Annotated in this window: 23 protein-coding genes; 2 read left to right on the plus strand and 21 right to left on the minus strand. The window is 37.8% G+C overall.

Annotated elements, in window-relative coordinates:
• From NST60_RS01900 to NST60_RS01915, 4 genes are all read right to left on the minus strand, one after another.
• Positions 1-432: a hypothetical protein gene (locus NST60_RS01900; protein ID WP_016201060.1), complete on the minus strand. Its 432-nt coding sequence runs from the start codon at positions 430-432 to the stop codon at positions 1-3.
• Positions 432-1,277, minus strand: a complete 846-nt coding sequence (locus NST60_RS01905; RefSeq protein ID WP_016201059.1) for a carbohydrate ABC transporter permease — start codon at positions 1,275-1,277, stop codon at positions 432-434. Before NST60_RS01905 ends, NST60_RS01900 begins: the two co-directional genes overlap by 1 nt.
• A gap of 19 nt (positions 1,278-1,296) precedes the next feature.
• Complete coding sequence (locus NST60_RS01910) at positions 1,297-2,220, minus strand: carbohydrate ABC transporter permease (protein WP_318010483.1); 924 nt, start codon at positions 2,218-2,220, stop codon at positions 1,297-1,299.
• Between the two features lie 321 nt (positions 2,221-2,541).
• Positions 2,542-3,810: an extracellular solute-binding protein gene (locus NST60_RS01915; RefSeq protein ID WP_169188358.1), complete on the minus strand. Its 1,269-nt coding sequence runs from the start codon at positions 3,808-3,810 to the stop codon at positions 2,542-2,544.
• Between the two features lie 225 nt (positions 3,811-4,035).
• Here NST60_RS01915 and NST60_RS01920 point away from each other — a divergent pair, with 225 nt between their 5' ends.
• On the plus strand, positions 4,036-4,953 hold the full coding sequence (locus tag NST60_RS01920) for an ArsR/SmtB family transcription factor (RefSeq protein ID WP_016201056.1): 918 nt from the start codon (positions 4,036-4,038) through the stop codon (positions 4,951-4,953).
• Between the two features lie 109 nt (positions 4,954-5,062).
• Here NST60_RS01920 and priA read toward each other — a convergent pair whose 3' ends face one another.
• The 7 genes from priA to NST60_RS01955 form a co-directional block, all read right to left on the minus strand.
• The gene (priA, locus tag NST60_RS01925) at positions 5,063-7,474 is read right to left on the minus strand and encodes a primosomal protein N' (protein ID WP_169188357.1); all 2,412 of its coding nucleotides are present in this window, start codon (positions 7,472-7,474) and stop codon (positions 5,063-5,065) included.
• Positions 7,471-8,679, minus strand: a complete 1,209-nt coding sequence (coaBC, locus tag NST60_RS01930; protein WP_101730049.1) for a bifunctional phosphopantothenoylcysteine decarboxylase/phosphopantothenate--cysteine ligase CoaBC — start codon at positions 8,677-8,679, stop codon at positions 7,471-7,473. Before coaBC ends, priA begins: the two co-directional genes overlap by 4 nt.
• 385 nt (positions 8,680-9,064) lie before the next feature.
• Positions 9,065-9,286, minus strand: coding sequence for a DNA-directed RNA polymerase subunit omega (gene rpoZ, locus NST60_RS01935; protein WP_016201048.1), 222 nt, complete (start codon positions 9,284-9,286; stop codon positions 9,065-9,067).
• Between the two features lie 3 nt (positions 9,287-9,289).
• A complete protein-coding gene (gmk, locus tag NST60_RS01940; protein WP_016201047.1) occupies positions 9,290-9,904 on the minus strand; it encodes a guanylate kinase in 615 nt (204 codons plus the stop codon).
• A gap of 9 nt (positions 9,905-9,913) precedes the next feature.
• Positions 9,914-10,177, minus strand: coding sequence for an extracellular matrix/biofilm regulator RemA (gene remA, locus NST60_RS01945; RefSeq protein ID WP_016201046.1), 264 nt, complete (start codon positions 10,175-10,177; stop codon positions 9,914-9,916).
• Positions 10,178-10,237: 60 nt separating this feature from the next.
• Positions 10,238-11,113 (minus strand): YicC/YloC family endoribonuclease, encoded by an 876-nt coding sequence (locus NST60_RS01950; protein WP_169188356.1) that lies wholly within the window; start codon positions 11,111-11,113, stop codon positions 10,238-10,240.
• 409 nt (positions 11,114-11,522) lie between these two features.
• Entirely contained in the window at positions 11,523-14,201 is a 2,679-nt protein-coding gene (locus tag NST60_RS01955) for a calcium-translocating P-type ATPase, SERCA-type (protein WP_101730050.1), read from the minus strand.
• A 330-nt stretch (positions 14,202-14,531) separates the two neighbouring features.
• Between NST60_RS01955 and NST60_RS01960 the strand changes: the two genes are divergently transcribed.
• Positions 14,532-16,244 carry an Rqc2 family fibronectin-binding protein gene (locus tag NST60_RS01960; RefSeq protein ID WP_016201043.1) on the plus strand — a complete coding sequence of 571 codons (1,713 nt, stop codon included), beginning with the start codon at positions 14,532-14,534 and terminating at the stop codon, positions 16,242-16,244.
• 388 nt (positions 16,245-16,632) lie between these two features.
• Here NST60_RS01960 and tnpA read toward each other — a convergent pair whose 3' ends face one another.
• The 10 genes from tnpA to NST60_RS02010 are packed head-to-tail and all read right to left on the minus strand — an operon-like array spanning position 16,633 to position 26,798.
• Positions 16,633-17,118, minus strand: a complete 486-nt coding sequence (gene tnpA / locus NST60_RS01965) for an IS200/IS605 family transposase (protein ID WP_061800923.1) — start codon at positions 17,116-17,118, stop codon at positions 16,633-16,635.
• A gap of 16 nt (positions 17,119-17,134) precedes the next feature.
• Positions 17,135-17,326, minus strand: coding sequence for a hypothetical protein (locus NST60_RS01970; protein ID WP_341099897.1), 192 nt, complete (start codon positions 17,324-17,326; stop codon positions 17,135-17,137).
• Positions 17,299-17,916, minus strand: coding sequence for an orotate phosphoribosyltransferase (pyrE, locus tag NST60_RS01975; protein WP_169188354.1), 618 nt, complete (start codon positions 17,914-17,916; stop codon positions 17,299-17,301). The genes NST60_RS01970 and pyrE overlap by 28 nt, the downstream gene beginning before the upstream one ends.
• A complete protein-coding gene (pyrF, locus tag NST60_RS01980) occupies positions 17,913-18,629 on the minus strand; it encodes an orotidine-5'-phosphate decarboxylase (protein WP_016201041.1) in 717 nt (238 codons plus the stop codon). The genes pyrE and pyrF overlap by 4 nt, the downstream gene beginning before the upstream one ends.
• Complete coding sequence (locus NST60_RS01985) at positions 18,601-19,542, minus strand: dihydroorotate dehydrogenase (RefSeq protein WP_016201040.1); 942 nt, start codon at positions 19,540-19,542, stop codon at positions 18,601-18,603. Before NST60_RS01985 ends, pyrF begins: the two co-directional genes overlap by 29 nt.
• A complete protein-coding gene (locus tag NST60_RS01990) occupies positions 19,539-20,318 on the minus strand; it encodes a dihydroorotate dehydrogenase electron transfer subunit (protein ID WP_169188352.1) in 780 nt (259 codons plus the stop codon). Before NST60_RS01990 ends, NST60_RS01985 begins: the two co-directional genes overlap by 4 nt.
• Complete coding sequence (carB, locus tag NST60_RS01995; protein WP_169188351.1) at positions 20,315-23,527, minus strand: carbamoyl-phosphate synthase large subunit; 3,213 nt, start codon at positions 23,525-23,527, stop codon at positions 20,315-20,317. The genes NST60_RS01990 and carB overlap by 4 nt, the downstream gene beginning before the upstream one ends.
• Positions 23,514-24,611, minus strand: a complete 1,098-nt coding sequence (locus NST60_RS02000; protein WP_341098053.1) for a carbamoyl phosphate synthase small subunit — start codon at positions 24,609-24,611, stop codon at positions 23,514-23,516. Before NST60_RS02000 ends, carB begins: the two co-directional genes overlap by 14 nt.
• Positions 24,608-25,894, minus strand: coding sequence for a dihydroorotase (locus NST60_RS02005; protein WP_341098055.1), 1,287 nt, complete (start codon positions 25,892-25,894; stop codon positions 24,608-24,610). The genes NST60_RS02000 and NST60_RS02005 overlap by 4 nt, the downstream gene beginning before the upstream one ends.
• Positions 25,860-26,798 (minus strand): aspartate carbamoyltransferase catalytic subunit, encoded by a 939-nt coding sequence (locus tag NST60_RS02010; RefSeq protein ID WP_016201033.1) that lies wholly within the window; start codon positions 26,796-26,798, stop codon positions 25,860-25,862. The genes NST60_RS02005 and NST60_RS02010 overlap by 35 nt, the downstream gene beginning before the upstream one ends.
• Positions 26,799-26,954: the final 156 nt, after the last annotated feature.

Consider the following 26,954-nt stretch of genomic DNA (forward strand, 5'->3'; position numbering starts at 1 on the left):
TTATACCTCCGACTCTTTCATTTTTGTCATATTTAATTTTCGAATACCTTTATTTTTTGCTAAAACTAAGATACCTGCTGACATACATAAAACTAAACTGATAATATCCATGATAATATAGGATAGCGTTCCACATACGAACAGCCACACTGCAACCTTCACATGGACTTGATCATCTATCATATATTTCTTTGCACAAACTAAATTAATTAACCCCAAACCAATTAACAGGGCGCCAAACATACCTATAAATATATAGATACTTCCAACATAAGATTCCATCGCTTTCATATAAGCAAAACCAGAGTCTTCAACAAGCTTTGCACCTTCGACCTTTTTTAATGTTCCATAAAGTAAGATCGTAAAAAGACCATCGATGATTTGCCATATCCCTACTATTCTTACTAAATTTCTTTCTAGCTTTCTATTCATTATCCTTTCACCCCAGCGGATAGGGACATAGATTCTAAGAAATATTTCTGTGCAAATAGATACAAGATAAAGGTTGGAATAATCGCAACCAATGCTCCTGCCATTAATAAGGTTGGTTGTGCTTGATACATCCCTTGTAATAATTGAAGACCTGGTGTAATTGGCATCTTATCTATATCATTAAATACAATGGATGGCCATAAGAAATCGTTCCATGATCCCGTAAAGGAGAATAGGGAAACAACTAAGAGAACCGGTTTAATCAATGGTAAAATTACTTTTCCTAAAATTTGAAAATCATTTGCACCATCCATACGGGCAGCTTCATCAAATTCGAGCGGAATATTATTCATAAATTGTCTTACTAGAAAGATATTAAATACACCTGCTGCTCCAGGAACTATCATGGCAATCGGTGAATTTACCCAACCAAGGACATCGATGATTTTATAAAGAGGAATAAGATTTACTACTCCTGGAAACATCATCGTTGCCATTAAAAAGGCAAACAATCCATGTTTCCCTTTAAAATTCAATCTACTAAAAGCGAAAGCAGATAATGTAACAACAATTAAAACTAATAATGTATGTGATAGGGAAATAACAAGTGAGTTTGTAAACCAGCGAATCAATGGTGTACTTGCATTATCAACTAATAATGTTGTGTAATTTGTAAGCACCCATTCAATCGGAAGAAATTTAAATCCCACTGTTTGTAGTTCTATTTCTGATTTAAAGGAGGTTACAACTCCCCATAATAAAGGAATAATCCAAATCACAGCCATGATAAGCAAAAAGGCAAACGCGATTATTTTAGGTATTGGATTGCTTCTTTTACTGTCCATACTCTTCCTCCTCCTCTAATTAATTCTTTCTCTCTCTTAAGAAAAAGAATTGTAATGATGCAACAACCATTATACAAAGTCCAAGAATAACAGCCATTGCAGACGAGATCCCAGCAATCGATTGACCTGAACCAAAGGCATTTTGCTGAATATCCATTAATAACACTCTCGTTGAGTCTGTTGGACCACCACCAGTTAACATTAATGGCTGACCATAAACGTTAAATTGAGCAATCGTTGTGATTACAACCGTATAAAGAAGTTGCCCTTTAATACTCGGAAGGGTAATCTTAATAAATTTCTGGAAAGAAGAAGCGCCATCAATATCTGCTGCTTCATAATAATCTTTCGGAATTCCGTTCAACGCCGCTTGGTAAATAATCATATTTCCACCAATCGTCCACCAAACTGTTACAGCTACTAGCGCAATCCATGCATATGGCTGTGTACCAGTCCAAACTGTTTCAAGATTGAAAATATTATTAATTGGACCATACGTTACATTAAACATAAGTCCCCAAATTATGATGACTGCAGAAATCGCGAATAACGATGGTAAATAGAATAAAGACTGAAATACTTTCCATAGAGTTGGTTTTGTATTTAATGCTGCTGCAAGAAGCAGAGGTACAATAATACAAAATGGGACGGTAAATAGAACAAATAAAAAGGTGTTTTTTAAACCATTATGAAGTTGTTCATAAAAGACGGAATCAGATTGAAGTAATAATTCTTTATAATTATCCAATCCAACAAAGGTCGGGGAACTAATCAAATCCCATTCTGTAAAAGAAATATAGATTCCAAAAAAGATTGGAATCAGAAAAAACACTCCAAAAATGATCAAATGAGGTGCTAAAAATAGCCATGGTGCAAAGGAGGTATTCCTAGACTTTTTTATATTCATTTGTTTCACATTTTTCGTAGCGGGAACCGTTTCCATACGCCCTACTTCCTTTCCTCTTGCTTCTATTAGAATAAGATTCGTAGATCTTATACATTTTAAGGTTACAGCCCAAATACATAAGTTTACCTACTAGCAATTTTGGTTTCTGTATTTAGGCTGCCTTACTATGTTTATTGATTTGGCTGTTTTATTAAAGATTGTTGAGATTACCCGTGATCAAAATACACTTCACTTTCATTGGGGTTTCTCCTGACTCGCTAATTCCCTTGGCGTCTTCAGGTGTTTTAGTATCTTTTAAAACAGCCATTGATTTCTAGCATCAAAACTCAAAGAAAATACTTTCATTTTCGCTTAAAATTATTTATTCGTATTATCTTTTGCTACCTTAGCAGATATTTCTTTTTCCATATCCTCTAACGCTTTATCTGTTTCTGCTTTTGAGAAAACAACATCGCCAGCTTTAGAATCAAGTAACTCAGAAACATAGCCATTGTATTTGTAGTCAAAGATTTTTAATGTTGCTTGTTGTTCTGGTGTTGCTAAGAAAAATGATTGTGGCATTGCTTTATATTCTTCATTTTCTAAAAGAGAAAGTGTTGCTGGATTTTGTCCGGATTTTGCCCATTCCATTGAGTTATCACGAACCCAGTCTAAAAACTCAACGACACCTTTTTCTTTTTCATCGCTTCGAGAATCATCTTTCAACATGACAAATTGGTGAGAAGAAGACCAGTTCACTGCTTTAGATAAGTCATCTGATAATTGAGGAGCATTTGTTAATCCCCAATTTACCTTTGACTCTTTAATTTGGTTTTGCATCCAAATTCCTTCTGGAAGAAAAACAACTTTTCCAGTTAAGAACATTTGTGTTGGATCTTCTCCATCCTTTGTTGTATAACCAGCCTTCACATAATCTCTCCACAGATTAAAAGTATCTTTCGCTGCTTGGTTAACTAAAGTTGGCTGAATGCCATCTTCTGTTAACTCTCCACCATTTTGTGCATATAGTGACAAGAAGTTAGGTTTTAGCCATGTTACCCCTAATGTTCTAATTTTATCTTTTTGTGCTTTCTCTCCAACTTGCTTAATCTCATCAAATGTTACAATATTATCATCCAATGCTGTTGGCAAATATTTATCCACTAAGTCTTTGTTATAGTAAAGTCCGAATGTATGAATATCTAACGGAATACTATAACGTTCTGAATCTAGTTCTCCAATCTTCCAAGCCTCTGCTACATAATTATCTCCATTAATTTCTGGGAAATCTGTGAGCAATTCATTATAAGAAGTTAACATATCATTATCTTTGAACTGTTTAATTCGCTCAGCATGGACAATTGTTAAATCTGGAATATTCTTTTTAGAGTTTACAATCGTTGGAATTTTTGTATACATGTCCCCTTCTTTTAAAGAAACGTTTTTGATTTTGTACTCAGGATTCGTTTTATTATATTCGTTTACCATAGCCTGCATGTTTTTCCCATCTGGCCCTGTGAATGGATTCCAAAACGTAATTTCATTTTTGGCACTGCTACTAGCTTCTGAATCTCCACAGCCTGCTAAAATACCAATCGACAGTCCGATTACTCCAACATACTTCCAAAGCTTTCTCTTTGCCCCCACAATAATTCCTCCTTTTTATTTAACTCATCACACAATCAAATTCTTTAACTAAAAAGTTAAAGATTATTAAATAAAGCACTTTACACTATTAATTTAACAACATAGGAAAGCGTTGTCAATCTTATTTTAACAATATTTTTTGTGTTTTCTATTGTGGTTAAACACTATGAATGCTAAAATAAGTAGGCAAGCTAATGTTTAACTATAAAGTTAAAGGAGATGCCTATGCAAATTCAAATTTCAAAAGATTATTTTCATATTTATCAAGCACTCGCTAGTGAAACAAGAATTGAAATCATTGAAATTCTCTCTAAAAACAACATGAATATATCCGATTTAGCTAGACATTTAGGCATAAGTGCCGCCATTGTTACACGCCATATCCAAAAGCTAGAAGAAGCTGGTATCGTAAAATCAGAAAGAGCTCCCGGAAAATCAGGTCTACAAAAAATTGTCTATTTAGCAATAGATAATATTGAAATCCATTTTCCGAGAAAAATATTTAAAGAATATTTACTTCATCTTACTGATTTAAAAATTGGCCATTATACTGATTTCTCTGCAAAACCGACTTGTGGAATCGCAACTGAAAAAGAAATAATCGGTAAAGCAGATGATCCTAAATATTTTATGGATGCTCAAAGAGTGGATGCGCAGCTCTTATGGTTATCACAAGGATATGTAGAATACAAAATACCTAACTTGCTTGGACCAAATCAAATCCCAGAAATGGTCGAGATTAGTCTAGAGCTCGCCTCTGAGTTTCCGATTTCCAATAACGTATGGCCTAGTGACATCACTTTTTACTTAAATAAGGTCAAGCTCGGCACTTACACCGTACCTGGGAATTTCTCAGATGTGCGAGGTCGCTATACCCCAAAATGGTGGAATGATAAATTTAGTCAATATGGTCTCTTAAAAACGATTCGCGTAAATAAAATGGACACAGGAATTGATGGGGAACCGTTCTCTAGTATAACCATCAATGATTTACAGCTAGAAAACTCGCCATTTCTATCATTGAAAATTGCTGTGGAAGAAGATTCAGAAAGAGTCGGAGGCTTAACTTTATTCGGGGAACATTTCGGTAATCATAAACAAAATATACAGATCGGGATTTATTATTTGGAGAAGGAAAATTAATTAGTGCAAAATAAAAAGAAATGACAGTTTCTAATTTGTCATTTCTTTTTATTTTTTTGTTGTGCTCATCAAGTTATAGTAAAAGTAAGTCCGTTTCATAACAAGACACCTACATCAAAATAAACGGATTAACATCAATCGAGATTTGCAGGCCGTTTGTGCTTATTTCTGTTTGGTAATGATCTAAAATTGATTTTAAAACTTCTTCCAAGTTTGGTTCTTGTTTATACTTTATTAGGCATTGATAGCGATATTTATTTTTTATTCTTGCGATTGGTGAAGCGACTGGTCCTAAAATAACCGTTTGTGGTGATAATCTATTTCTGACGATTTGCGTGATTTTTTCCGAAACACCGACTACTTTCATTAGCTCTTCATGACTAATCGTAATCATGGTAAGAAAATAGTATGGCGGATAGGCATGTTGGCGGCGAATCATCATCTCCGTCTCATAGAACCGGTCATAGTTCTGTTCGCTCGCAAGCTCAATACTATAATGCTCTGGTGTATAGGTTTGAAATATAACTTCCCCTTGCAATTCATGCCTGCCTGCTCTTCCGCTAACCTGTGTGAGCAATTGAAAGGTTTTTTCAGACGATCTGAAATCAGGCAAATGGAGCATCGTATCTGCTGACAGTACGCCAACTAGCGTAATTCTTGGAAAATCTAGTCCTTTAGCAATCATTTGCGTGCCTAATAGAATATCCGCTTCTCCATCTTGGAATTTTTGCAGCAGCTTTTCATGAGCTCCCTTTCGACTAGTTGTATCCACATCCATGCGAATTACCCTTGCTTCTGGGAGGATTTTCGTAAGCTCTTCCTCTACCTTTTGAGTACCTGTTCCAAAATAGCGGATATGCTCACTATTGCATTCCGGACACTGCGTCGGCGTATACGTTTCATAGCCACAGTAATGACACTTCATCTGATTTTGAAAACGGTGGTAGGTTAAGCTAATATCACAATTCGGGCATTTAACCACATACCCACAGTCACGGCACATAACAAAAGACGAGTGTCCTCGTTTATTTAAAAACAATACCGTTTGCTCTTTCTTTTCTAAGCGATCTTTTAGTTTTTCCAGCAACACTTCGGAAAACATGGAGCGATTGCCACCTCTTAGTTCTTCGCGCATATCGATAATTTCCACGTTTGGGAGGGCCTGATTATTCATTCGATTCGGTAATGACAGTAATGTATACACCTCTTTTTGCGCTCTTGCAAAGCTTTCTAATGAAGGAGTCGCACTACCTAAAATGATTGGACAGCCATGCTTTTTCCCTCTTTCAATCGCAACGTCTTTTGCATGGTAACGGGGATTTTCCTCTTGTTTATACGTCATTTCATGTTCTTCATCAATAATGATTATGCCAAGATTCGTAAATGGCGCAAAAATTGCGGATCTCGCTCCCACAACCACTTTTACTTCATTTCTTTGAATTTTGCGCCACTCATCATATTTTTCACCCACCGATAAGCCGCTATGAAGAACGGCCACCTGCTCACCAAAGCGACCTTTAAAGCGATTGACCATCTGTGGAGTCAGAGCAATTTCTGGAACAAGTACAATCGCTTCCTCTCCCTTTGCCAAAACTTTATCGATCGACTGTAAATAAACCTCTGTCTTTCCACTGCCAGTTACCCCATATAAGAGAAACACTTCATGGCGATCCTCTTTGACCGCCTGATGGATCGGTGCAAGAACTTTTGCTTGATCATCCGTTAAAGGCAGGGCATATGTTTTTTCAAATTCACGCTCTTGATAAGGATCTCGGTAAACCTCCTTGTCCATTTCACCGAGAAGACCTTTTTCGACTAATCCTTTTATAGCAGCTGTAGAAATATTTAATTTCGTTAAAAGCTGTTTTTGTTCAATTGGTTCTGGATGCTTACTAAAATATACAAGCAATTCTTTTTGTTTTTTAGCATTTTTATTTAACGATTCTTCGTAATTAGTTAATTCCGATTCCGCTACAAGAGGATAAATATGTTTTACCTTCTTCTTCTGGCCTCTTGATTGAACCTCATAGGAAACCTCTATTGTTCCTTTCTTTACGTCCTTTTGCAAAACAGAAAGAGACACATTCTTTCGAGCTTCCTCCCACACTACTTCTTCCGCATTATTAAAAAGAGCAGCTACCCCTTCTGCCATGTCTTGTTCTTTCCCTATTACTTTTTTTATCTTGCGTTCATATTTAGCCTTTAACGCTGGCGGCAGCATCGCTTGAAAAGCGGAAATCTTATAGCAGAGGGTAGAATGAGACAACCAATCAGCAAGGGATAGAAGTTCATTATTTAATACAGGAACTAAATCCATCGGTTCGATTACCTTTTTCAGCGATTTAAAACTAGATGTTCCCTCCAAGCTTTCCACAAAGCCTTGTACTTTTCTAGGACCAAATGGAACAATAACGCGCATCCCCGGTTGAATAACATCTTCCAATTCTTCTGGAATTAAATAATCAAAGGGCCTGTCCGTTTGTTTTGCTGGAACATCGACAATTACTTTGGCTACCGTCATTTTTGAACAGCTTCTTTCAGTAACATAGCTTGTTCCAATATTTTTTCCGCTACCTCATCCTTAGAAAGAAGGGGTAGCTCGATAGAAGTTCCATCTCTCTTATACATAGTCACAAGATTCGTATCTGTTCCAAAGCCAGAATCCTGTCTATTTACATTATTAGCAACGATCATGTCTGCGTTTTTGCGCTGTAATTTATCCATTGCATATTCAGCCATATTTTGTGTTTCCGCCGCAAATCCGATCAAAATTTGCTGTTCTTTTCTTTTTCCAAGTTCAGACAAAATATCCTTTGTCCGTGTAAATTCGATTGTTTCTGGACCATTTTGTTTTTTTACTTTATGGTCATATACAATTGTCGGTCTATAATCACTAACCGCAGCCGTTTTAATGATAATATCGACTTTCTCACTATAGTTCATTACGGCATCATACATCTCTTCCGCACTCTCCACTGAAATAACCTGAGCTCCTTTTGGTGGAGTAAGATTCGTTGGCCCAGATACTAAAATAACATTTGCGCCATAAGCGATTGCCATCTTCGCAATACTATATCCCATTTTTCCAGACGAGTGGTTGGAAATAAAACGAACAGGATCAATTTTTTCGCGAGTTGGTCCAGCAGTCACGAGAACGGTTGTACCTGCAAGAATATTTTTTTTCCGAGAAAAATAGTCCTCCATATGCTGAACAATCATTTCTGGTTCTTCCAATCTTCCTTTTCCTACATACCCGCATGCTAAATAGCCTTCACCTGGGTTGATAAATCGATAACCATAGTCATGAAGCGTGTTAATATTTTTAATAACTGCAGGATGATCATACATATGTACATTCATTGCTGGAGCAATCCAAACATCACTTGTTGCTGCAAGCAAAGTTGTTGTGATCATATTATCCGCAATACCGTTTGCAAGCTTTCCAATTACATTTGCCGTTGCCGGTGCGACTAAAATTAAATCTGCCCAATCTGCTAAATCAATGTGAGCAATCACTTTCGGATCTTTCTCATCAAATGTATCTGTATAAACCTCATTTTTTGACAGTGCTTTAAAGGTCAATGGATTCACAAACTGCATTGCCGATTCCGACATAATAACCTTCACATCCGCACCTTTTTGCGTTAATTTACTAGTTAAAGCACATACCTTATAAACCGCAATTCCTCCCGTTACACAAAGAAGAATCTTCTTCCCATTCAACATCATGTGCCTCCTTCCTTTCTTTCTGTTCTAAAGTTTATGATAAATAATATTGTTTGTTTTTTTAAAAGTTCTATTGGAGTACCTGGTTGATTGGAGAGAAGGTGCGAGACTCCTGCGGGTTTAGCGGGATATATGAGATCCCACAAACCATAAGCCGGGGATGCTCACCTCCCGCCCCGCAGAAAGCGAGCATCCTGAACGGAAATCAACCTAATTAGTTAAAAATTAAACAATTACGGTAACACCCTTATGTACCATTTCATTACTTCTATTATTGTTAAGCATATAATTAAATAATCATTATGTCCATGAAAAAAGACTTAGTAAATGGAATTGTTCCTTTTACTTAAGCCTTTTATTCCGTACTATATTTTTCACAAAAAAATTAATATTCTTCGGTTGATCCACTTGGTGTATTTACACGATATGTCAGCTGATCTTTGTTAATCTCTTCTAATGCTTTTCCTACATTTTTATGAGAAACATATTTTGCTAATTGTGGTTTTGCATTTGTTTGCAGCTTTCTCGCTCTTTTTGCAGCGACAGATACTAATGAATATTTTGAATCAATTTTTGTCATTAATTTATCAATAGATGGATATAACATAGATTAATTAACCTCCAGCATTTTTTTGTATTTTGGTTCTACTCTTTCTCTACGACAATGCTCAGCAACAATAATTGCTTTTATTTTTTCACATGCATTCTCTACTGTATCATTTTCTACTACATAATCATATAAGTGCATCATTTCTATTTCTTCTCTTGCCACATTCATTCGATTATTTATAATCTCTTCTGATTCTGTACCTCTTGTGACAATGCGATTTTTCAATTCTGATAAACTTGGTGGACTTAAGAAGATAAATAAGCCGTCAGGAAACTTCTCGCGAACCTGCTTTGCACCTTCTACTTCAATTTCTAAAAAGACATCTTTGCCTTTTAATGTTGTTTCTCGTACGTAATCGACTGGTGTACCATAGTAATTCCCTACAAACTCTGCATACTCGAGTAATTTTCCTTGTTCGATTAATGCTTCAAATTCTTCTCTCGATTTAAAGAAATAATCTACTCCATCTACTTCACCAGCGCGTGGAGATCTTGTTGTCATGGAAATGGAATATTCAAAGGATGTATTTTTTTGTGAGAAGATTTCCTTTCTCACTGTTCCTTTCCCTACACCAGAAGGTCCAGACAAAACGATTAAAAGTCCCTTTTCTACCAAATCTTTCTCCTACCCTTCCTCTATAATCTCATCACGATCGTTTAATCGATGTGCAACTGTTTCTGGCTGAACTGCTGAAAGAACAACATGATCGCTATCCATCACAATAACAGCTCTCGTTCTTCGACCATACGTTGCATCTATTAAGGATCCTCTATCCCTAGCATCTTGGATAATGCGTTTAATGGGAGCAGATTCTGGACTGACAATAGAGATAATTCTATTTGCAGAAACTATATTTCCAAAACCAATATTAATTAATTTAATGGACATTCGTCTTCTCCAATCCTATTATTTTTAGTTTTAACTAGGAAGATTTATTCTAAACCCTTTTTATTCAATGTTTTGGATTTGCTCTTTCATTTTTTCCAAACAGCTCTTCATTTCAACAACTATCGATCCTATAGCTGCTGAATTAGCTTTGGAGCCAATTGTATTGATTTCCCTATTCATTTCCTGAAGTAAGAAATCAAGCTTTCTTCCAATCGGGCTTTGTTCTTCCATGATCTGATAAAACTGTCTAATATGACTATGTAATCTAACTAATTCCTCATTAATATCTGCTTTATCTGCAAAGATTGCCACTTCTGTAATAAGACGTGCTTCATCTATCGATTCCGGTAAGTAGCTTTCAATCCGTGTTTTTAACTTTTCACGATATTGAGTAATCACTTCTGGAGCTAATGACTGTAATTGTTTAACCCACTTCTCCGTTTGTTTAAGGTTGGTTTCTAAGTCTTTATATAACTCCATTCCTTCCACAGCTCGCATATTATTCAACTGAACAACTGCTTCTTTCACTGTAGCAAGCAGTATTTCTGATAGTTCTTCCATATCAAGCTCACGTTCAGCTATCTGAAAACACTCTTCTTGATTTAATAGATCACGAAGCGAGACAGGCTCTTTGATGGAATATTTGTCTTTTAATTGATGAAACAATTGGTAATATTGATCGAGTAATGGCCAATCTACGATAATTTCTTGACCTTTCTTCTCTTCATCTTCTAATGTTACAAATACTTCTACTCTACCTCTATGTAAATAGTTAGAAATAATTTTCTTTATTTGATCTTCCAAATATAGAAACTGCTTTGGCATCCGAATAATCTGATCACTAAACCTGTGATTGACCGATTTTATTTCGATATGAAGTGTTGAATGGTGATAATGTTTTGTTGCTCTTCCAAATCCAGTCATACTTTTCATCATACTGACACATCCGTTTTCTAAAAAATATAAGATGATGGATTTGTTTTCCGAGGCGTCCGCTCGCTTTCCATGGGGCGAGCGCCAAGCCTCCTCGTCACTACGTTCCTGCGGGGTCTCGGACTTTCTCGCAGCTCCCATAGGAGTCGAGCGGACGCCTCTCCAAACCAACCTTATTTTCACTTTCAAATATGCTTGCTCTTCATTTCACACGAAAAAAAGACTTTTTCCGTGGTCTCCTCGCTAATCCCACAGGAGTCTCCGTGTATTCAGGCTGCTTTATTATTCTTTAATAATTTCTCATCATCCTTGCATAGCGTCGAATATTTTAGAAAAAACAGCATTAAAAACTACATTAAATAAATAAAAGGTAATAGAGTGGTCTCTACTACCTTTTGGATTATAACATATTTTATTTTGATTTACTTAATAAAAATGATCCTGCGAGTAAAAAAGTTGGTACGGAGGCGAATCCGATGATCATTGGCCAATCTTTCATTGCTATTGGAAGAGTATGGAAGATCTCTTGTAGGAATGGTACGTAGATGACAACTAGTGCCAGTACCAGGGAAGAGATTACGGCCCATACGAGATACATATTGCCAAATGGGTTTCTTGAAAGAATGGATTTTTCACTGCGACAGTCAAAGACATGAATTAACTGTGCAAGTACTAATGTGATAAAAGCAACGGTTTGTGCATATTCGAGATTTTCTGGATTATTGTCGTAGGCGAACATAAACGCTAGTATCGTAGAAACCCCGATTAAGAAACCTCTTGAAATTACTTTCCAGCCTAGCCCTCTTGAAAATACTCCTTCATTAGGACTTCGCGGACCTCTCTTCATGACATTATCTTCTGGTCTATCTAATCCTAAAGCCATCGCTGGCAATCCATCTGTCACTAAATTCACCCATAAAATTTGAATCGGAACAAGCGGAAGTGGCATTGCTAATAACATCGCAAATAGCATAACGAGTATTTCCCCAACGTTAGAAGCTAGTAAATAACGGATAAATTTACGAATATTTTCGTAAATATTTCTCCCTTCTACAATTGCAGCTTTGATACTTGCGAAATTGTCATCCATTAATACTAAAGAAGAAGCTTCCTTCGCCACATCCGTACCTGTGATTCCCATTGCTATCCCAATGTTCGCTTTCTTGATTGCAGGAGCATCATTCACCCCGTCACCAGTCATTGCAACCACATGTCCTCTATTTTGGAAGGCTTGAACAATCTTTAGTTTATGTTCTGGTGACACCCGAGCAAACACGGAAACGTCTTCCACAATATCCTCTAATTCATTTAAACTTAAATCAGAAAGTTCTTTTCCTTCCATTACCTTTGAACGGTTATTAGCAATGCCTAGCTGTTTCGCAATTGCTTTTGCAGTAATAACATGGTCACCAGTAATCATAACCGTCTTAATTCCAGCTTCTTTACACTCTTTGACAGCTTGTTTTACTTCTGGTCTTGGTGGGTCAATAATTCCTTGGAGCCCGATAAAAACTAAATCTTTTTCTGCTTCTCTTTCATGCAGAATAATGGTATTAGCAGAAATTTCTTTATATCCCACAGCAATTGTCCGAAGTGCCTGTGAAGCTAAACCATTTATCGCTTCTTGAACTACCTTCTTCTGTTCACTGCCTAATACGGTGGAGCGATTTTCAAAGAGAATTGATTTACTTTGACCGATTAAAACGTCTGGCGCCCCTTTTGTAACGACAAACTGACGTCCAGTTGGATCTTTGACAATCACACTCATCATTTTTCTCGTAGAGTCAAAAGGGAATTCATTGACAATTGTAAATTGATTTAATAACTGGTTACGAGTGAATCCCGCTTTCATACCAGCTACTAAAATAGCGCCTTCTGTCGGATCACCGTTTAAAACATATTCCCCATCTTTTTGTAAAATCTCTGCGTGATTACAAAGCATTCCGAATGTTAATAGTTGTTGAAGCGCCTTATCTTTTGTCGGTTCCACTATTTTTTCGTCTACATAGTATTTTCCTTGTGGTTCATATCCTGTTCCATCAACCGTATACGTTTTTCCGCCAATCCATGCTCTTGTAACCGTCATTTTATTTTGCGTTAGTGTACCTGTTTTATCAGAACAAATGACAGAAGCACAACCTAGCGTTTCTACTGCAGGAAGCTTACGGACAACCGCATTTTTGCGAATCATTTTTTGAACACCAAGCGACAATGCAATCGTAACAATCGCTGGTAATCCTTCTGGTATTGCAGCAACTGCTAAAGATACCCCTGCAAGTACCATTGTATATAGATCATTACCTTGAAGAACCCCAATTACGACAACTAATACTGTTAAAAGTAAAGCTGTGACAATAAGAATTTTCCCCAACTGCTCTAAACGTCTTTGCAATGGAGTAGTCACAGAATCTGCATTTTGCAGTAAATCGGCAATTTGCCCCATCGCTGTTTTCATTCCCGTACCGATAACAACGCCAACTCCGCTTCCACGAGAAACCATTGTCCCCATAAAGCCCATGTTCTCCATATCTCCGAGTGCTAAATTGTTATTTTTTATCGCCGATACGGTTTTTGGTACTGGAACTGATTCACCTGTTAAAGCAGATTCCTCCACTTCTAAACTTCTAGATTCAATAATTCTAACATCTGCACCAATTCGATCCCCACTAGCGAATTTAATGACATCACCCGGAACCAATTCCTTTGATAATATATTGATCCATTCCCCATTTCGAAGGGCGTGTACATGGGGCTGTGATAGCTCCTTTAAAGCAGACAAAGATTTCTCTGCCCGAATTTCTTGAAAGAAGCCAAGAAAACTATTGAGAATGATGATTGCAATAATCGCAATCGCATCAATATATTCGCCCAATAAACCCGAAACAAGCGTGGCAGCTAAAAGAACAAGTACCATAAAATCCTTAAATTGACTAAAGAAAATAAGCAATAGCGATTGCTTTTCCCCTTCATCTAATTCATTGAATCCAAATTTCTTTCGTCGCTTTTCCGCTTCTTCCTCTGTTAACCCAGCCGAAAAATCAGTATTCAATGTTTGTTCTACTTCTTTTTCGTGCATTTCATGATAGTTCATCCGGCCATCTCACTTCCCCCTTTTTCATTCACCATTCGCGAATAACACTTTTGCGAAGTAATCCGTAGTAGTTCTGAACAAAAGGTTAGCAATTCTAACTAACATACATAGTTGTCCCAACACCACTCTATGGAAATCATATTCAGGCTTGGCCGAAAAAATGCTAAGGAAGTGGAGATTTCTTTCTTTTAAGTTTGGAAACATCTAAAAAAGCAGTTACTGTTCTTCTAAGAGAAACAACGGCTCCATTTTGTTAGTCCAAATCCTTGTAATTATGCACAATAAAAGATACAGTAAAGATGGAAATTATTAAAAATGAGGTTGTTACTTATGTCATTTGATGGTTTATTTACAAGAGCAATGTCCCTTGAGTTAAAAGAGCTTTTACTAGGAGGCAGAATTAATAAAGTTCAGCAGCCTTTTACAAATGAAATTATTTTATCAATACGTGCAAATGGAAAGAATCAAAAATTGCTATTATCTGCTCATCCTAGCTATGCCCGGATTCAAATTACCGAAGAATCGTATGAAAATCCAAAAGAACCACCAATGTTTTGCATGCTCCTCCGCAAGCATTTAGAAGGTTATTTTATAGAAGATATATATCAAATAGACAATGAACGTATCATTGTTTTAGAGATTAGAGGAAGAAATGAAATTGGCGATACTTCCTATAAAAAGCTCATGATTGAAATCATGGGAAGACACAGTAATATTATTTTAGTCGATCGAGACAAAAATACAATTCTAGATAGTATTAAACATATTTCTTATGCGGTTAATAGCCATAGAGCCATTCTTCCTGGCTATGAATACTTGGCTCCACCGAAACAAGAGAAAAGGGATCCTTATACTGCGACCGAAGAGGATATTTTACGGGCGATTGATTTTAATAGCGGAAAATTGGACAAGCAGCTCGTACAGCAGTTTGCTGGATTTTCACCGTTAATAGCAAGAGAAATTTTCCTTCATGCAGGTCTTGCCAATAAAGAAACTTTGCCAAAAGCTTTTCTTACTGTAATAGACCCAATAAAAAAAGGAAATTATGCTCCTTCTATTATGGATACTCCAGACAAAGAATACTTTTACTGTCTGCCAATCGAGCATGTCAAAGGAGATATAAAATCGTTTCCTACTTTAAGTAAGATGCTTGACCGTTATTATTTCGGTAAAGCAGAGCGAGATCGGGTAAAGCAGCAAAGCAATGATCTCGAACGCTTTATCGTAAATGAACGAGATAAAAACAGTAAAAAAATTAAAAAACTAGAACGTTCTTTATCAGAAGCAGAGAATGCCGAGGAATATCAATTACTTGGTGAACTTTTGACAGCCAACCTATATGCTGTTAAAAAGGGGATGGCAGAAGTAGAAGTAATCAATTATTATGATGCAGATAGCAAGATGGTTAAGATTCCTCTTAGTCAGAGACTATCCCCTTCTGAAAATGCGCAAAAATATTTTACCAAATATCAAAAAGCCAAAAAGTCGATTGATATTATTAAAGAACAAATTAGGTTAGCACAACAAGAATATGAATACTTTGAAACACTGTACCAGCAAATTCTTGCTGCGTCCCCAAAAGATATTCAGGAAATTCGCGAAGAATTAGTGGAAGAAGGTTATCTGCGAGAAAGACAGAAAAAGCAAACTAAAAAACCGCAAAATGTGAAACCTGTCTTAGACTATTATATTTCCAATGATGAAACAGAGATTATCGTAGGCAAAAATAATAAACAAAATGATTATTTAACAAATAGAGTTGCCGCTAGAGATGAAATTTGGCTCCATACAAAGGATATCCCAGGATCACATGTTGTTATTCGCAGCAAGGAGCCGTCAGAGGAAACGATTTTACAGGCAGCTAAATTAGCCGCTTATTTTAGCAAAGCACGCCAATCTAGCTCCGTTCCGGTTGACTACACATTAGTGCGCCATGTGAAAAAGCCAAGTGGTGCGAAACCAGGGTTTGTCATTTATGATAATCAGCAAACCGTTTATGTTACACCAGATGAAGAAACCGTGATTCAATTGAAAAAGAGTTAAAACTTTATTAACGAGAGGGGCTTTAGTTGCCTCTCTTGCTTTATTAATTCGTGCTTGATTTGCTTGTGACCACCTTTTATTGGATAAGCACCGGCATTTTCTGCGCTCAGCAAGTCTATGAACACCACTTTCCTTGATTTTCCTGCCTAATGTGGCTTTCAGCAAACCGATAAACGTACTTCCCCTACTTCCAACCCCACTAGTGTTGTTCATCCCACTCCCACTTAATAAACCTCCCCCAAACCAAAAACAAAATAAGGACCACCCGTGAGAACGGGTGGTTTTCTCTGCGGCTGAAAGCCTTTGTTACTGACCAAACCCTAAAGGGCTACTGAAAGGTTCGCCAATTGTACTACTTCTACTGGCCAGACCTCAAAGGCCTTCTCTCCTAATTTTTTCGTTTCTTTTTCTTCACTTCTTCCCCTGTAAATGGATCAATATATTCCATAATCGTTAATTGTTCTGCGACTAGATCATCTTGTATTTGATTACGGATATATTCTTCAATTACCTTCTTGTTTCTTCCTACCGTATCTACATAATATCCTGTACACCAAAATTTTCGATTTCCATACTTATATTTCAGTTGTGCATGTCTATCAAATATCATCAAGCTACTTTTTCCTTTTAGATATCCTACGAATGCTGATACACTTAATTTTGGCGGAATACTCACTAACATATGTACGTGGTCCTTACACGCAGTTGCTTCTATTATCTCTACGCCTTTCCTCTCACACAAGGTACGTAAGATTTGCCCAATATCTTTCTTTATTTTCCCGTAAATTATTTGTCTTCTATATTTTGGTGCAAATACTATGTGATACTTACAATTCCAAGTTGTGTGTGCTAAACTATTATTGTCTTTTGACATAAGGACTTCCTCCTGGCTATTTATTTTCGGTTGGCGAACCAAAAAATATTTTAGCACCACGAGGAAGTTTTTTTAATACCACGCTGTAAGCTTTTTGGAACCCTAGGCATAGCCCAGGGTTTTCTTTTCTATAAAAAAACAGCACTTTATCAATTAAAGTGCTGTTCAATCCTCCTTTTATTACCATTTCTCCGGATTTTCTTTCCATGCGTTCAAGCTTGCTAAATCCCCTTCTTCAATATAGCCTTTTTTCTGTGCTACATCTAATAAGCTCGTATAATCTGTTAATGAGTATGCTTTAATTTCAGCCTCACCAAGTAATTCTTTCCCCTTTGGCAATTCGTATGTAAAAATAGCAACAACTCCAAGTACTTCACAGCCTGCTTCTCGTAAACTATTAACAGCTGTGATCACACTTCCGCCAGTTGAAATTAAATCTTCGACTACTACAACTTTTTGTCCTTTCTCTACTTTTCCTTCGATCTGATTTCCTTTTCCATGCGCTTTTGCTTTGGAACGTACATATGCCATCGGCAAATCTAGAATGTCACTTACCCAAGCTGCATGGGGAATACCTGCTGTCGCCGTTCCGGCCACTACTTCGGTTTCTGGAAAGTTCTTTTTAATTAGTTCAGCCAATCCAGCAGCAATATTTTTACGAACCTTTGGATAAGACAAGGTTAAGCGGTTGTCGCAATAAATTGGCGATTTCAATCCAGAAGACCAAGTAAATGGAGCATTAGGTTGTAAAAATACCGCCTTAATATCTAGTAATTGTTCTGCAATTTCGTGTTTCATATCGTGATGCCCTCCCACTCGGATTTAAATAATCGATAGCTTTCAAAAGGATGTTCTGCTCTTGTAATCGAACGACCCACAACGATTGCTGATGCTCCGTTTTTACGTGCAATCTTCGGTGTCGCTACTCGAACTTGATCTTGCACTTCATCTGTTTTTAAACGAATACCTGGGGTTACTGTTAAAAACGAATCTCCTAAACTCTCACGAATGGCGCCAGCTTCTAATGTGGAGCAAACAACGCCATCTAGCCCAGCCTCTTTCGTGATCGACGCATAATGCAAAACGGAATCCAGTAACGGCACTTGAATTAATTGCTCTTTCTGCATGTTTGCTTCAGAAGTACTTGTTAACTGTGTCACACCAATACATTTCGCTCGCTTCATTCCAGGCGGTGTACCTGCTTCTAATCCTTCAACCGCACGAGCCATCATGTCCATTCCACCTGCTGCATGGACATTTACTAAATCAACGCCTAATCCGGCAATATTTTTCATCGCACTTCCAACAGTGTTTGGAATATCATGAAGTTTTAAGTCTAGAAAAATTTGGTGATTTCTTTCCTTTAATTCCTGAATAATGCTTGGTCCTTCTTTGTAAAACAGTTCCATTCCCACCTTTAGAAATAACGATTCTCCGTTAAATTCTTTTAAAAAGGAATGCACCTCGTCTTTCGAGGCAAAATCAAGCGCGATGATAAGCGAATTGTTCATGTTTTCCCCAGCTCCTTCCCGTTACTTCTGATATATGTTCGAATCCGTATTGATCTAATAGTGCAGGTAGCTCCTCGATTATTTTTGGGCAAATAAACGGATCTACAAAGTTTGCTGTGCCGACTGCTACCGCACTTGCGCCTGCATAGAAAAATTCTAAAACATCTTCAGCAGTGGATACTCCACCCATTCCAATAATCGGCAGGTTTACTGCTTGACTCACTTCATAAATCATACGAATTGCTACAGGCTTCACTGCTGGGCCAGATAATCCTCCTGTTTTATTCGCTAAAATCGGCTGGCCTGTTTTTAAATCGAGACGCATGCCAACAAGAGTGTTAATCATCGTAATTCCATCTGCTCCCCCTGCTTCTACCGCTTTTGCCATCTCTACAATATTTGTTACATTTGGCGAAAGCTTCACATATACCGGAACTTCTGATACTTCTTTTACTTTTTTCGTTAATTCCTTAGCAACTTCTGGAATCGTTCCAAAAGCAATTCCTCCTGTTTTTACATTCGGACAAGAAATGTTTAATTCTAGTGCTGCAACATTCGAGGCTTTTGATATTTCTTTCGCAACTGCCACATAATCCTCTTCCACTGATCCTGCTACATTTGCAATAATCGGTACATCAAACTGGCTTAACCAAGGCAATTCTTCACCAACCACTTTTTTAAGACCAGGATTTTGAAGACCAATGGCATTCAGCATTCCAGAAGTAGTTTCTGCTACTCGAGGTGTTGGATTACCAAAGCGTGGCTCAACCGTAGTTGCTTTAATCATAATCGCGCCTAGCTTACTTAAATCATATAAGTTGCTATATTCCCGTCCAAATCCAAAACAGCCAGAAGCGGGCATAATTGGGTTTTTGAGCTGTAATCCAGGAAGCTTTACCTGAAGTCGGTTCATAGGACAACCTCCCCTGTTTTAAATACTGGTCCATCTGTACATACCTTTTTATAACTAAAGCCTGTTGGATCGTCTGCTGTATGACATACACAAGCAAAACATGCACCAATCCCGCATCCCATTCTTTCCTCTAAAGAAATGAACACCTTTTTATCTGGAAATGTTTTTTCTAGATTTTTAAGCATTGGCGTTGGTCCACATGAGTATAATACGTCAAATTCTAGTTTTTCTTGAAAAATTACATCTGTGACAAATCCTTGAGTACCGCGACTACCATCTACGGTAGCAATATACGTATCTCCAAGTGAAGCAAACTTTTCTTCATAAAAAGCAACGGATTCCGTTTGAAATCCTAATACAGCAACAATCTTTACCCCTTTAGCAACAAGACGATTTGCTAATTCGTATAAAGGTGGCACCCCAATACCTCCACCCACTAATAAAGCCGTCTCTCCTAGCTTACATTCTTCGACTGGAAATCCATTTCCTAAAGGACCTAGAATATCAACCGTCTCTCCTGCTGTCTTTTTTCCAAGAAGCTTTGTGCCCTCTCCTTCTGCTCGGTAAATCATCGTAAAGGTTTTTCTGTCTTGATTAATCCGGCAAATACTAATCGGGCGTCTTAATAAAGGTACAGCACTATCACTTACTTTTATATGAACAAATTGACCTGGCTCATTCATTTCAGAGACAAGCTCACCCGTTAAGGTGAGCTCCATAATATTTTCGGCTATCTCTTTCTGTTCGACTACTGTACAGATTTCGTTTTTGATCATACTAATACTGCCTCCAGTTGCGTTTTGCTTGGCTCCATCGCATCTGTAGAGAATGTCATGGATTCTACTACTCGAAGGATTGCCTCTGCTGTATCTAAAGAAGTTAAGCATGGAATACCATTTTCAACAGATTCACGTCTAATTCGGAATCCATCTCTTGCTGGCTGGCTACCTTTTGAGAATGTATTAATGACAAACTGTGCTTCCCCATTGCGGATTACATCAATTAATGTATGACCTTTTCCACCAATTTTACCGACCACTTTTACTGGAATCTGATTACTTTTGAGGAACGCTGCAGTTCCACTTGTTGCCATCAGACTATAGCCGATATTCGTAAATCGTTTTGCAAGCTGCAATGCTTCTTCCTTATCTTTATCTCCAATTGTCATCAGAACTGTTCCAAATGTTTTAATCTTCATGCCTGAAGCAATTAAGCCTTTGTACAGTGCTTTTTCAAGAGTAATATCTTTACCCATAACTTCTCCAGTTGATTTCATCTCAGGTCCTAATGTAATATCTACTCTTCGTAATTTTGCAAAAGAGAATACTGGAACTTTGACATAAACACCAGATTTTTCAGCGACTAAGCCTGTAGTATAGCCTTGCTCTTTTAAGGATGTGCCCAAAATAACTTTTGTTGCAATTTTCGCCATCGGCACATTCGTAATTTTGCTTAGGAAAGGTACTGTTCTACTAGAGCGTGGATTTACTTCTAGCACAAAGACTTCTCCTTTGGAAACAACGTACTGGATATTCAGTAAGCCGACAATCTTCAATCCTTTTGCAAGTCTCGTTGTATAATCTACTAATGTTTGCTTAATTTCTGCTGATAAGCTTTGCGGTGGATAGACAGCAATCGAATCTCCTGAATGGACACCAGCACGTTCGATATGCTCCATAATTCCTGGAATAACTACATCTGTTCCATCACAGATTGCATCCACTTCGATTTCTTTACCTGTTAAATAACGGTCAATTAAGATTGGCTGTCCTGGACTTGCTTTAACCGCATTTTCCATGTAAGGAATGAGCTCTTCTTCCTTATAAACAATTTGCATCGCTCTTCCGCCTAATACGTAAGAGGGTCTTACAAGTACTGGGTAGCCAATGGAATTTGCTACAACAATTGCTTCTTCAACTGTTAACGCCGTTTTTCCGTCAGGCTGTGGGATGCCTAAGTCTTGTAGGCTTTGTTCAAACTTATCACGATCCTCTGCACGATCTAAATCTTCTAGAGATGTACCTAAGATTTTAACGCCACGCTCTGCCAAGGGACCAGCTAGGTTGATGGCTGTTTGCCCACCAAACTGTACCACTACTCCTTCAGGCTTTTCTAGATCAATGATATGCATTACATCTTCAATCGTAAGTGGTTCAAAGTAAAGCTTATCGGAAATACTAAAGTCTGTTGAAACAGTTTCTGGATTGTTATTGATGATAATTGCTTCATAGCCTGCTTCTTTTATTGCCCATACAGAGTGAACCGTTGCATAGTCAAACTCAATCCCTTGTCCGATGCGAATTGGTCCAGATCCAAGGACAACGATGCTTTTCTTGTCTGTGACAATCGATTCGTTTTCCTCTTCATATGTTCCATAGTAGTACGGTGTTTCTGATTCAAACTCAGCTGCACATGTATCAACCATTTTATAAACAGGCACAATGCCTTTTTCTTTTCTCCAGTTATATACTTCAAGCTCTGTTGTATTCCAAAGCTTTGCAAGCTGAATATCGGCAAATCCTTTTTCTTTTGCCTCTTTTACGTATTCCTCATCAAACGGATGATTGGTTAGCTCTTTTTCGAACTTGATGATGCCTTGAAGTTTATATAGGAAGAATAAGTCAATCTTGCTCCATTCATGAATCATTTCAATACTCACACCGCGATTCAGCGCTTCTGCTATATAAAACAATCTTTCATCTCCAGCAACTCTTATTCGTTTCTCTAGCAATTCATCGCTGGTTTCGTCCGCTGCATTTAGCGAAAAGTGATACACTTTTGCTTCAAGGGAACGAATCGCTTTTAATAGAGATTCTTCGAAGGTTCGGCCAATTGCCATTACTTCACCAGTTGCTTTCATTTGTGTACCTAAGTTACGTTTCGCTGATTCAAACTTATCGAATGGGAAGCGTGGAATCTTACTTACCACATAATCTAATGCTGGTTCGAAGCTTGCATATGTTTTCCCTGTAACAGGGTTCATCATCTCATCTAATGTTAACCCTACTGCGATTTTTGCAGCTAGCTTTGCTATCGGATAACCAGTTGCTTTACTTGCAAGGGCAGAAGAACGACTTACCCTTGGGTTTACTTCGATAATGTAATATTGAAAGCTGTCAGGATCTAGTGCAAGCTGTACGTTACAGCCACCTTCAATTTTTAGTGCACGAATAATTTTCAAGGAAGTATTTCTTAGTAGCTGGTATTCTCTATCGCTTAACGTCTGACTTGGTGCTACAACGATACTGTCACCTGTATGAATCCCAACTGGATCGATATTTTCCATGTTACATACAACAATTGCGTTATCATTGCTATCGCGCATGACTTCGTATTCAATTTCTTTGAATCCTGCGATACTTTTTTCTAATAAACATTGGGTAACTGGGCTGTTTTTTAATCCGCTTGTTACGATTTCTTCTAATTCCTCGTCATTATGGCAAATCCCCCCGCCAGTTCCACCAAGTGTGAAGGCAGGTCGAACGATAACTGGATAACCAATTTTTTCTACAAATGTTTTTGCCTCGCCCATATTATGAATAATATCACTGTCTGGAACTGGTTCGCCTAATTCATTCATCAAGTTACGGAAAAGGTCTCTATCTTCTGCTTGTTGAATGGCAGATAACTTAGTTCCAAGTACTTCTACCCCACATTCCTCTAAAACCCCTGCTTCTGAAAGCTCAACAGCAAGGTTTAAGCCCGTTTGTCCTCCCAATGTCGGCAGGATAGCATCTGGTCTTTCTTTGCGAATGATGCGACTGACAAATTCAAGGGTTAATGGTTCGATATAAACTTTATCTGCCATTTCCGTATCTGTCATAATTGTTGCTGGATTGGAGTTTACTAAGATTACTCGATAGCCTTCTTCCTTTAAAGCGATACATGCTTGAGCGCCTGCATAGTCAAATTCTGCTGCTTGCCCAATGATGATTGGACCTGATCCGATTACTAATATACTTTTAATATCATTACGCTTTGACATATGCTGCACCTTCCTGTTTGTGAGATTTTATCATTTCCATAAAACGATCGAATAAATAGTTTGCATCCTCTGGTCCTGGAGACGCTTCTGGATGATATTGCACGGTAAACGCTGGGTATTCTTTACGCTGTAACCCTTCGATTGTTCCATCATTTAAAGCAATATGTGTTACTTCTAAGTTTGTATGATTAATAGATTCTTCTTCTACTGTATAGCCATGATTTTGCGATGTTAGCGAAACCTTCCCTGTTAATAAATCCTTCACTGGGTGGTTTGATCCTCGATGGCCAAACTTCATTTTTTCCGTATTTGCTCCACTAGCTAATGCGAATAATTGATGACCTAAACAGATTCCAAAAAGCGGTACTTTCCCAACAATTCCTTTAATTGCTTCAATTGCCTCAGGTACATCCTTGGGATCTCCAGGTCCATTTGATAGCATAACGCCATCTGGACTTAATCTTAGAATTTCTTCTGCTGTTGTGTTGTATGGGACAACAATTACATCACAATCACGTTTATTTAATTCTCGTAAAATTCCATGCTTCATTCCATAGTCTACTAGGACGACGCGGCTGCCGCGACCTGGACTTGGATAAGGCTTCTTCGTAGAAACTTGCTTTACTTGATCTGTACTTAGCGTAATTCCTTTTAATTTTGCGATTACTTCTTCTGCATTTTCTTCTATACTACAAATTGCACCTTTCAACGTTCCATATTGGCGGATAATACGCGTTAATTTTCTTGTATCAATGCCAGTAATTCCTGGGATATTCTTTAGCTTAAAGTATTCGTCTAATGATAGTTCATTGCGCCAATTTGAAGGAAAATCACACACTTCTTTGACAATAAATCCATGAATGGCTGGCGTTATCGATTCAAAATCATCTCGATTAATACCATAATTTCCTACTAGTGGATACGTTAGCGTTACAATTTGTCCACAATAAGATGGATCTGATAGAATTTCTTGATAGCCTGTCATTCCTGTGTTAAATACTACTTCACCAAATTTTTCTGTATCGGCACCGAAGCCTTTCCCGATAAATACCGTACCATCTTCAAGAATTAATTGTTTTTTCATGCGTGTACACTTTCCTTTCTCCAAGCAATCTTTCCACTAACGATTGTAGCAACTGGCCAGCCTTGACATTCCCAGCCAGCAAATGGTGTATTTCTTCCTTTTGATAAAAATGTGTCTGGATCAATCTTATTTGTATCTTCTAAATCAAGAATGACGATGTCTGCGTTCTGACCTATTTCTAATGTTCCAGCGTTTAAATTAAATGCCTTAGCTGGCTTTATAGTTAGATAATCAATTAACTGATTTAATGTCATTACTCCTGTTTTTACAAAGTTCGTGTAAAGGAGGGGAAATGCTGTTTCTAACCCAACAATTCCAAATGGTGCAAGTTGCATTGATTGTGCTTTTTCTTCTGCTGTATGTGGTGCATGATCTGTTGCGATAAAGTCAATTGTTCCATCTAGTAATCCTTCCATTAATGCTTTGCGATCCTCTGTTCCTCTTAACGGTGGATTCATTTTGTAATTTGTGTCAAGAGAAGGGATATCGGTATCTGCTAATAGTAAATGATGTGGTGATACCTCTGCTGTAACCCGGATCCCTGCTTTCTTCGCATCTCTTACAACACGTACAGATTCTTTTGTACTGATGTGGCATACATGATAATGACAACCAGTTGCTTCTGCTAAAAGAACATCTCTTGCAATTTGCACAGATTCACAAACACTTGGAATTCCATTTAAGCCGTTTGCCTTTGAAAACTCCCCTTCATGTACACAACCTTTATTAATGAGGCTATTATCTTCACAGTGAGCGACAATTGCCATATCTAGTGCAGCCGCTCGCTTCATTGCTTCTAGCATTTGTCCTGCTTCTTGAATTCCTACACCATCATCGGTAAAAGCGAATGCCCCTAGTTCTTTAAGCGCCTTAAAATCAGTAAGCTCATTACCTAATTGTCTGATTGTGATGGCTGCATACGGTAAGACATTTACATTTGCCGTATTTTGAATCCTTTCATTTAAATTATGTAGATTCTCGACTGTATCAGGAACCGGTCTTGTGTTGGGCATATTTGCAATCGTTGTAAATCCGCCACGTGCTGCTGCCATCATCCCTGTCGCAATCGTTTCTTTCTTTTCGCCCCCTGGTTCTCTTAAATGAACATGTAGGTCAATAAATCCTGGAGCGATCACTTTTCCAGCTGCATCAATCACTTCATCTGCATTTGTATTGATTTCTTTTGCAATAGTCTTGATTGCCCCATTTTCGATCAATATGTCATTCTGTTCTAAATCCCCTGTAGTATTAAGCAACTGGCCATTTCTGATAAGTATTGACATGTTCATTTCTCCCTCCAATATTTTCTAACGATCTTTTTAAAACACTCATACGGATAAACACACCATTTTCCATTTGCTTAAAAATTCTGGAGCGTTCGCACTCAACCAATTCATCCGCAATTTCTACATCTCTGTTCACTGGTGCCGGGTGCATGATAATGCTTCCTGGCTTCATTTTTTTTTCTCTTTCTACTGTTAACCCGTATAGTTTATGGTAGCTTTCTATATCAAAAGCAGCTCTTTCGTCTCCATGTCTTTCATGTTGGACGCGTAGTAGCATAACAACATCAGATGTTTCAATCGCTGTATCAATATCTTCATAACTTGCATCCTGAAGGACCGTTTCATCAAACCATTCTCTTGGTCCAGAGAACACAACCTCTGCCCCTAATCTTGTTAAGGCATCTGCATTTGATCTTGCAACTCGGCTATGACTGATATCACCAATAATACTTACTTTTAAGCCGTTGAAGCGTTGGAATTCCTGCTTTATAGTTAAAAGATCTAGTAGTGATTGGGTAGGATGATGACCGCAACCATCACCTGCATTAATGACTGGTATGTTTACTTTTCCTACCAATTCATCAAAGTAACGGTCATTTTCGTGTCTTATAACTACAGCATTTACTCCTACTGATTCCAGCGTTCGAACAGTATCATATAATGTTTCTCCTTTAACAACACTTGAGGTTGTTGTCTCGAATGGGATGACCTCAAGTCCTAACTTTCTCTCCGCTACTTCGAAGCTACATTTTGTTCTTGTGCTTGCCTCGAAGAAGAGATTTGCAACAAAGCATTGGTTTGCTGGTCTCCATGTTTCCCCATTTGCAAATCTTTGTGCATCTCTTAGGATTTCTTGAATCTCTGTAACGGTTAACTCAGTCGTAGTTAATAAGTTTTCCATGATACTCCCTCCCGTTATTTGCTGCTTTTAACTTAACCCGCAGGCTGAATACACTTCGCTTTCCGTGGGGCGAGCGGTGAGCCTCCTCGGCACAGCCTGCGGGGTCTCACCTTTCTCGCTAATCCCACAGGAGTCTACGTGTATTCAGCCTGCTCA

The organism is Niallia sp. FSL W8-1348 (assembly GCF_038006745.1).
Lineage (GTDB): Bacteria > Bacillota > Bacilli > Bacillales > Cytobacillaceae > Niallia > Niallia alba.

Bases quoted from the DNA above. Each gene is read 5' to 3' on its own strand.
- NST60_RS02000 (WP_341098053.1), bottom strand. From the start codon at position 24,611: ATGAAAAAACAATTAATTCTTGAAGATGGTACGGTATTTATCGGGAAA.
- NST60_RS01960 (WP_016201043.1), top strand. From the start codon at position 14,532: ATGTCATTTGATGGTTTATTTACAAGAGCAATGTCCCTTGAGTTAAAA.
- rpoZ (WP_016201048.1), bottom strand. From the start codon at position 9,286: ATGTTATATCCATCTATTGATAAATTAATGACAAAAATTGATTCAAAA.
- NST60_RS01910 (WP_318010483.1), bottom strand. From the start codon at position 2,220: ATGGAAACGGTTCCCGCTACGAAAAATGTGAAACAAATGAATATAAAA.
- NST60_RS01985 (WP_016201040.1), bottom strand. From the start codon at position 19,542: ATGAACCGACTTCAGGTAAAGCTTCCTGGATTACAGCTCAAAAACCCA.
- priA (WP_169188357.1), bottom strand. From the start codon at position 7,474: ATGACGGTAGCCAAAGTAATTGTCGATGTTCCAGCAAAACAAACGGAC.
- pyrE (WP_169188354.1), bottom strand. From the start codon at position 17,916: ATGAAACACGAAATTGCAGAACAATTACTAGATATTAAGGCGGTATTT.
- NST60_RS02005 (WP_341098055.1), bottom strand. From the start codon at position 25,894: ATGTCAATACTTATCAGAAATGGCCAGTTGCTTAATACTACAGGGGAT.
- tnpA (WP_061800923.1), bottom strand. From the start codon at position 17,118: ATGTCAAAAGACAATAATAGTTTAGCACACACAACTTGGAATTGTAAG.
- carB (WP_169188351.1), bottom strand. From the start codon at position 23,527: ATGTCAAAGCGTAATGATATTAAAAGTATATTAGTAATCGGATCAGGT.
- NST60_RS01955 (WP_101730050.1), bottom strand. From the start codon at position 14,201: ATGAACTATCATGAAATGCACGAAAAAGAAGTAGAACAAACATTGAAT.
- remA (WP_016201046.1), bottom strand. From the start codon at position 10,177: ATGTCCATTAAATTAATTAATATTGGTTTTGGAAATATAGTTTCTGCA.
- NST60_RS01905 (WP_016201059.1), bottom strand. From the start codon at position 1,277: ATGGACAGTAAAAGAAGCAATCCAATACCTAAAATAATCGCGTTTGCC.
- NST60_RS01990 (WP_169188352.1), bottom strand. From the start codon at position 20,318: ATGATCAAAAACGAAATCTGTACAGTAGTCGAACAGAAAGAGATAGCC.
- pyrF (WP_016201041.1), bottom strand. From the start codon at position 18,629: ATGAACAATTCGCTTATCATCGCGCTTGATTTTGCCTCGAAAGACGAG.
- NST60_RS01950 (WP_169188356.1), bottom strand. From the start codon at position 11,113: ATGATGAAAAGTATGACTGGATTTGGAAGAGCAACAAAACATTATCAC.
- NST60_RS01900 (WP_016201060.1), bottom strand. From the start codon at position 432: ATGAATAGAAAGCTAGAAAGAAATTTAGTAAGAATAGTAGGGATATGG.
- coaBC (WP_101730049.1), bottom strand. From the start codon at position 8,679: ATGTTGAATGGGAAGAAGATTCTTCTTTGTGTAACGGGAGGAATTGCG.
- NST60_RS01920 (WP_016201056.1), top strand. From the start codon at position 4,036: ATGCAAATTCAAATTTCAAAAGATTATTTTCATATTTATCAAGCACTC.
- NST60_RS01970 (WP_341099897.1), bottom strand. From the start codon at position 17,326: ATGGAAAGAAAATCCGGAGAAATGGTAATAAAAGGAGGATTGAACAGC.
- NST60_RS02010 (WP_016201033.1), bottom strand. From the start codon at position 26,798: ATGGAAAACTTATTAACTACGACTGAGTTAACCGTTACAGAGATTCAA.